Consider the following 573-nt stretch of genomic DNA (forward strand, 5'->3'; position numbering starts at 1 on the left):
ATGACAGTAAGTGTGAGGCTATTTCTTCATTGGAAAATATATTATTAAAAGTCTCTTCAAATACTCTGATTTATTTAAAGGCCTTGAATACTCTATCTAATTTCTATTCCTTAGTGGGTCGTGAACAAGAATATGAGGCAAACTACTCTCATTTGATGGAGTTATATCAGACAAAAAATTTTGAGCATCAAGAGTTTTTATTTGGCTACATCAGAGTTCGTTACAATTACGCTCACTACCTAGTATCAAAGGAAAAATATAATGAAGCCATCCAAGAAGCTCTTGAGACTATCGAACTCTGTAAAGAGAGGCAAACAAGTTACCAACTAGCTCCCCTGCTCGTTCTCGTTGGAAATTGTGGAACACAATTCCTTGGCAAAGAACAAGTCAAAAATTATTATATAGAAGCAAGAGAGCTATGCAAGATTTATAACAATCCTTTCTCTGTGAAAATCGCAAGTTTTTCCCACCTTTTCTCAATACTGAAACAACATCTTTCCAGAACTTCAATAATTTCTTTTTGTGTTAAATCATTATTTAACTAAATCTTTGGAGGCAATACGTTTTCAAAGC

At 33.7% G+C, this 573-nt stretch carries 1 pseudogene; it reads left to right on the forward strand.

What is annotated here, in order from left to right:
• Positions 1 to 545: pseudogene (locus tag HT687_RS10045) on the forward strand (XRE family transcriptional regulator); the annotation flags it as partial.
• Positions 546 to 573: the final 28 nt, after the last annotated feature.

The organism is Streptococcus sp. 1449 (assembly GCF_013276805.1).
Lineage (GTDB): Bacteria > Bacillota > Bacilli > Lactobacillales > Streptococcaceae > Streptococcus > Streptococcus pseudopneumoniae.